The 5,923-nt window shown below is 34.0% G+C and carries 9 protein-coding genes; 6 read left to right on the top strand and 3 right to left on the bottom strand.

What is annotated here, in order from left to right; translation table 11 throughout:
• The first annotated feature begins 83 nt into the window (after nt 1-83).
• Nucleotides 84-317: a hypothetical protein gene (locus tag JNL75_12445; GenBank protein MBL7790630.1), complete on the top strand. Its 234-nt coding sequence runs from the start codon at nt 84-86 to the stop codon at nt 315-317.
• A gap of 90 nt (nt 318-407) precedes the next feature.
• Here JNL75_12445 and JNL75_12440 read toward each other — a convergent pair whose 3' ends face one another.
• Together JNL75_12440 and JNL75_12435 are read right to left on the bottom strand one after the other, a co-directional pair.
• The gene (locus JNL75_12440; GenBank protein ID MBL7790629.1) at nt 408-971 is read right to left on the bottom strand and encodes a helix-turn-helix transcriptional regulator; all 564 of its coding nucleotides are present in this window, start codon (nt 969-971) and stop codon (nt 408-410) included.
• A 77-nt stretch (nt 972-1,048) separates the two neighbouring features.
• The gene (locus JNL75_12435) at nt 1,049-1,912 is read right to left on the bottom strand and encodes a hypothetical protein (GenBank protein ID MBL7790628.1); all 864 of its coding nucleotides are present in this window, start codon (nt 1,910-1,912) and stop codon (nt 1,049-1,051) included.
• Nucleotides 1,913-2,187: 275 nt separating this feature from the next.
• Between JNL75_12435 and rpmB the strand changes: the two genes are divergently transcribed.
• The 5 genes from rpmB (at nt 2,188) to JNL75_12410 (ending at nt 5,189) form a co-directional block, all read left to right on the top strand.
• The gene (rpmB, locus tag JNL75_12430; protein ID MBL7790627.1) at nt 2,188-2,430 is read left to right on the top strand and encodes a 50S ribosomal protein L28; all 243 of its coding nucleotides are present in this window, start codon (nt 2,188-2,190) and stop codon (nt 2,428-2,430) included.
• Nucleotides 2,431-2,458: 28 nt separating this feature from the next.
• Nucleotides 2,459-2,647, top strand: a complete 189-nt coding sequence (gene rpmG, locus JNL75_12425; protein ID MBL7790626.1) for a 50S ribosomal protein L33 — start codon at nt 2,459-2,461, stop codon at nt 2,645-2,647.
• Between the two features lie 8 nt (nt 2,648-2,655).
• Nucleotides 2,656-2,829 (top strand): DUF4295 family protein, encoded by a 174-nt coding sequence (locus JNL75_12420; protein MBL7790625.1) that lies wholly within the window; start codon nt 2,656-2,658, stop codon nt 2,827-2,829.
• A gap of 131 nt (nt 2,830-2,960) precedes the next feature.
• The gene (ftsY, locus tag JNL75_12415; GenBank protein ID MBL7790624.1) at nt 2,961-3,914 is read left to right on the top strand and encodes a signal recognition particle-docking protein FtsY; all 954 of its coding nucleotides are present in this window, start codon (nt 2,961-2,963) and stop codon (nt 3,912-3,914) included.
• Between the two features lie 189 nt (nt 3,915-4,103).
• A complete protein-coding gene (locus JNL75_12410) occupies nt 4,104-5,189 on the top strand; it encodes a hypothetical protein (protein MBL7790623.1) in 1,086 nt (361 codons plus the stop codon).
• Nucleotides 5,190-5,206: 17 nt separating this feature from the next.
• On the opposite strand, the gene JNL75_12405 is transcribed toward JNL75_12410, so the two are convergent.
• Nucleotides 5,207-5,635 (bottom strand): MarR family transcriptional regulator, encoded by a 429-nt coding sequence (locus tag JNL75_12405; protein ID MBL7790622.1) that lies wholly within the window; start codon nt 5,633-5,635, stop codon nt 5,207-5,209.
• Nucleotides 5,636-5,923: the final 288 nt, after the last annotated feature.

The following is a 5,923-nucleotide window of genomic DNA, read 5'->3' as shown; positions in this document are numbered from 1 at the left end:
TCATTAGAAGCCACAACGTGGCGAACTAAATGATTTAGTTGGGGTTATCCCGATTTAGAATTTGTTTCAAGATTTATAAAATATTGAAATACAAATTCTTAATCGATTCTGCATTTTCTAATGCAGAATTTGGGTTTAAAGAGTATGAAAGCTTTGTTTATCAGCACCGCGGTAAATTGGAATTCGAAATGGGTAATTTCTGGATGTCCATCCATTATTTTGAACGTGCGAAACGATTGCGAATAAATAATGCTGAATTACTTGAATCTACGGAAATAGCTATTCAGCGGGTTAAGAAGGAATTAAAACTGAGGTAGGTTCTCCTTAAATTTGAATAGTACGAATCAAATGTTGTTTATCTGAATTCTGTGCTCACGAACCCAATTATCTTTTAAAACTGTTATAAACTAAAACAATTCCAACTGCACTATTTTCTTGTCCTCTTCTTGTATTTTTGCAGGCTTTACTTTTTTTACTTTGATCGGTTTTTCGATAAGCGATTTGTAGATTGGGCCTTCTATTTTGTCTAATAAAACTTTTGTTGTTTCTTCTATATGATTGGGCTTTATATCTGATTTTGGCAGTTCAAATTCTACCGCTTCTTCATTGACCATCCAGATATCTTCTACCTCGTTTTCTGGCCGCTCACCCTCATTTAACAAGTAGGCAAAAGTTTCTCCAAAGCGTTTGATATTTTCTATCAGAGGAAATAGTTTAACACCATCATCTGTCAGTGAATACTCGACTCTTGGCGGTACTTCACGATAAACTTCTTTTTCAACCAAATTGTATTTTTCCAAGCTACGAAGCTCCTTGGTCAGCATTCTAGGTGTGATACCATCTATGTTTTGCTGTAGGTCTTTGAAACGCTGTGTAGTGGAAAATAGCTGATATAAAATTAGCAATCGCCATTTACCTCCTAATATTTCGTTATATATACGTATGGGATCTTTTACCGAATTATATTTCATCTCGTTCTTCTAATTTTTCTTTTGAATTCTTGGTTCGAAAATCTGAACACAAAAGAAATAAAAATTAACGAGACTTATTAAAATTCCTCTGCAAGACTAAAGATTTGTTGATAAATTGAGGATAAGTTGAATTTTGTTTTAGCATCAAAATTACCTTGACTGAGATGTTCTAGCCACAGCTCAACAATGCGTTGTGTAGATTGTGGGAGTACAGCTTTAAAATCAAGTGTTTCTTCTTGAATGATAGCTAATAGCTTAAGATCTTCCAAAGTGTAGGTGATATCTTTTTCACCTAAGACAACATAATATAAGATATCATTTTCAGTTACGAGCTCACTATGAGTGCAATAATTTTCTGTGTAACAAAGCACTATTTTATCTATGAAAGGAAGTCCGAATATGGGTAAATGTAGCTTTTCTGCAATGATAAGGATTAAAATGCCTAATGTATATTGAGATACAATATGCTGCCTTGGAACTTCATAAAAATCATAATGACCTATAAATGAGCTATCGATAATTAAGCTCTGGGTAATCTTATAATTGATTTCACCAAGAATTTCTTCTGGACTACCATTATCTATAACCCTTTTATTAATTCGTTGTATGAGTTGATTAGTAAACAAATCTAGTTTACAAGCTGTTTCAAATGGTCTATGCTCAAATACAAAGGCGGATAAGTGTCCGAAAATTGTTTGAAGTGATAAAACGTCTTTTCTTAAAAACGATTGTAAAACCACTGGATACTTATCTAGAATCAAATGATTATAAACCTCCGTTAACTTATTTTTCACCTCTGTATTCGATTCGTTCTCCAGTTCGTAATGGAAAAATTCCAATGAGAAAGGCAAACTTTCAAGGATAGAATGAATAGCTGTAGCTTGACTATCAATGTCTTGTAATTGGTAGTATATTTTTTTAAAATTCCTTGAATTAAGCATATCTAAAATCTAATGCAAAGCTAGTTTGAAATCAGGAGTACCTAATTTAGGCTTTTTACATTTTTATCCACTTGTACCTTAATATATACAGAGTCAGGGTTAAGTAATATTGTAAATGAAAGAAAAACAAATATTTATGTGCCATTTGGCCCCAATGAAACCCCAAAGGATTTACTGTCCAATCCGTCCCATTAACCTATGAACTCATTTTTTTAAAAAATCTGTCTTGTAAATGATAAAATTTATATATCTTTGCACCTCTAATTTTTAGACGTATGAGCAGAATTTGTGATTTAACAGGAAAGAAACCATTGAGTGGGCACTATGTGTCGCATTCCAATGTAAAAACGAATAGAAAATTTTATCCTAATCTTCAGGTCAAGAAATTTTTCGTACCAGAGCTTGAGCAGTGGATAAAATTGAAAGTTTGTAATGCAGCTTTGAGAACAATTGACAAAAAAGGAATTTATCAGTATCTAAAAGAGTTAGAAGCTAAGGGCGATATTTTGGTAAAATAGTTCAATCCTAATATAAAAACATTAAACGATGGCAAAAAAGGCAAAAGGCAATAGAATTCAAGTGATATTGGAGTGCACAGAGCACAAAGAATCTGGTCAACCAGGTGTATCACGATATATAACAGTAAAAAATAGAAAAAATACTCCCGATAGAATTGAGTTGAAAAAGTTCAATCCTATTTTGAAGAGATATACCGTTCACAAAGAAATTAAATAATATAAATCATGGCTAAGGTATCAAAAAACGCAAAGACCAATCGTCAAGCACAAGAAGGATCTAAAGATTATGTAAAAGTAATCCTAAGCGCTAAGTCTCCAAAGACAGGTGCATATCAGTTTAGAGAAAAAATCGTTCACAAAGATTTAGTAAAGGACTATATCGCTGGAAAAAGCAAATAATCCAGACACTAAAAAAATATTAAAGAAGGCTTCACATAGGTGAGGCCTTTTTTGTGTCATATTATTCCTAGAATAAGAATAAACTTAAAAAACCTTATCTTCGCCCAACTTACAACTTTAACTCAACCATTGTGGCATTTTTAGATTATTTTAAAAAAGACAAAAAAGAAGATTTGGATAAAGGACTAGACCAAACCAAAAAGTCTTTTTTCTCAAAAATCACTAAGGCTATTGCAGGTAAATCAGCAATAAATGTCAGTGTATTAGATGATATCGAAGAAGCGCTTATTACTAGCGATGTGAGTTTGCAGACTACCGTCAAAATTATAGATAGATTAGAAGCGCGAATCAATGAAGAAAAATATTTTGGGGAAGAAGAATTGTATAAGGTATTAGAGGACGAAATCGCCCGTTTGATGTATGAAAATAATACGGACGATATTCAAGATTTCGTGCCGAACACCAGCGAAAAACCTTATGTAATCATGGTGGTAGGCGTCAATGGCGTAGGCAAGACTACGACTATAGGCAAGCTAGCGCATCAATATAAGCAGGCTGGTAAAAAGGTGCTATTAGGCGCTGGCGATACGTTTCGAGCAGCCGCAGTCAATCAGTTAAAAATATGGGCAGAGCGCAGCGATGTGCCTATTGTAGATAAAGGGCAGGATGCTGACCCCAGCTCAGTAGCATTTGACACAATGCAAAGTGCGAAAGCAAAAGATATGGATATCGTGTTATTCGATACAGCAGGTCGCTTGCATACCAAGCATGGTTTGATGCAAGAATTGACAAAGATTAAAAATACCATGTCTAAGGTCATACCTAATGCACCGCATGAAGTGCTGCTTGTACTGGATGCCAGCACAGGTCAAAACGCCTTAAATCAGGCAAAAGAGTTTACTGCAGCTACGCAGGTCAATGCCATAGCGCTGACCAAGATAGATGGAACTGCTAAAGGAGGTATTGCTATTTCTATTTCAGATCAGTTCAAGGTGCCAATAAAATATATCGGAGTAGGAGAAAAAATCGAGCAACTGCAGTTGTTTAATAAGAAGGCATTTATTCAATCTCTGTTTGCGAAGTAGTTTATTTAGTGTAAAGTTGAAAGTTTAAAGTGTAAAGTTGAAAGAATTAAACTATCATAATTAAAGTTCAAAAATGGTCAACGTAATTTATGCATGAATAAATATATATATAATCTAATATCTAACTTCTAACTTATAATCACATCTTCATATCATCACATCGTCAAATAATCACATCAAAAATAAAATATGAGCAAAAAATACGCTGCTATTCACTATGCTAAATATTTAGAACTAGATAAAATCACAGAAGCTCAGCACCCGCGTTCACTCGAGTTTGGAGAAGAGGCGCACGATGAAATGTTGTTTATCATCACGCATCAAGCCTATGAATTATGGTTTAAACAGTTAATTCATGAAATCAAGCATATTGCTTTTTTCTTTAAAGAAGAAGTGAGTGATGTGAATATTTCTAAGGCAAATCACCTGCTTCATCGCTGCAATCAGATAGTGAAATTGATGGTCAAACAGCTAGAAGTATTAGAGACGATGACGCCAATGGATTTTTTAGAATTTAGAAATTATTTATCGCCAGCTTCAGGCTTTCAGAGTTATCAGTTTCGTATCACGGAGGTCATGCTAGGTTTGAAAAATGAAAATAGAATCACCTATGGTGGGCATCATTATACCACTTTTTTCGATGAAGAACAAAAGGCAGAGTTAGAGCGTTTAGAAAATTCGGAATCCTTGTTACAACTCATTGATAAGTGGCTATCACGCACTCCTTTTATTCAGTTTGGTGATTTTGATTTTATATCAGCCTATAAAAAATCGCTTGAAGATATGATTGCTTTAGAAAAGAAAAATATTCAAGAAACGACCTTTCTTAGTGATGCACACAAAGAAGTGCGCATGCGCATGCTAGGTGATGCAGATACGTTCTACAAAAATATTTTTGATGAAAAAAACTATCAAGAACGATATGAAAAAGGTGAGGTGAAACTATCGTATAAATCTATGATAGCCGCTCTATTTATATCTCTATACCGAGAATATCCCATACTTCAAATGCCATATCAAATCCTAGAAAAAATTTCCGAATTAGATGAATTCTTGACCTTGTGGCGTTTTAGACATTCTCAAATGGTCAAGCGTGTGATAGGCATGAAGGTCGGTACAGGGGGCAGTGTAGGAGTGAATTATCTTTTAGAAACAGCATTGAAACACTCGATATTCGGAGATATACAAACCATAACCACCTTGATGGTACCTAAGGCAGAACTACCACAACTACCAGAGAGTTTGATTGAGCAGTTAAAATTTGAATGGAGTTAGAAACTAGCTACTAGTTATTAGATGATCTTCAAAAAATCTCTTACCGTCTGAAAGGTAAAATCTCGCTTACCAGCTGGTACTTTTAGTAGGGAGTTATAAGCTAATTGGTCAAATTCGTGTTTGATCTGAGCGACATTTTCCATACCACTTTCTGAAATTCGAAGATACATTTTGCGCTTATCACCAAACTGATAAAACTTATCTATAAAACCATTGACAAGCAGTGGACGAATCATGCGCGTAGTGGTACTTTTATCTACATTCAAATAGCGATGAATCTGAGATAGCTCTACATAGTTTTTATCATAAATATAGAGAATCACACGGCATTGATTGAGCGTCAAGTCAAAATCCTTATTAAATTTTCTCTCTAAGGTTCTCAAGGCTTTATCCCATTGAAAAATTATGTCTAATACTTCTTCTAAATGCTGCTTATGATAAGTCATTATTTTTGTGGATTATCTGTGAATAAGTGCAAATATATAGAAATTAACAAATAATCAACATTTATTTTTCAATATCAACAATTATTTTATTTAAAGGATAGTTGTAAGGGGCAAGAAAGTTTTCAGGAGATAGTAGTCAGTGAATTGTTTAACCCAAATTAATCATTAGAAGCCACAACGTGGCGAACTAAATGATTTAGTTGGGGTTATCCCGATTTAGAATTTGTTTCAAGATTTATAAAATATTGAAATACAAATTCTTAATCGATTCTGCATTTTCTAATGCAG

Source organism: Chitinophagales bacterium (assembly GCA_016787225.1).
Lineage (GTDB): Bacteria > Bacteroidota > Bacteroidia > Chitinophagales > JADJOU01 > CHPMRC01.
This window is presented reverse-complemented; position numbering and strand designations above follow the sequence as displayed.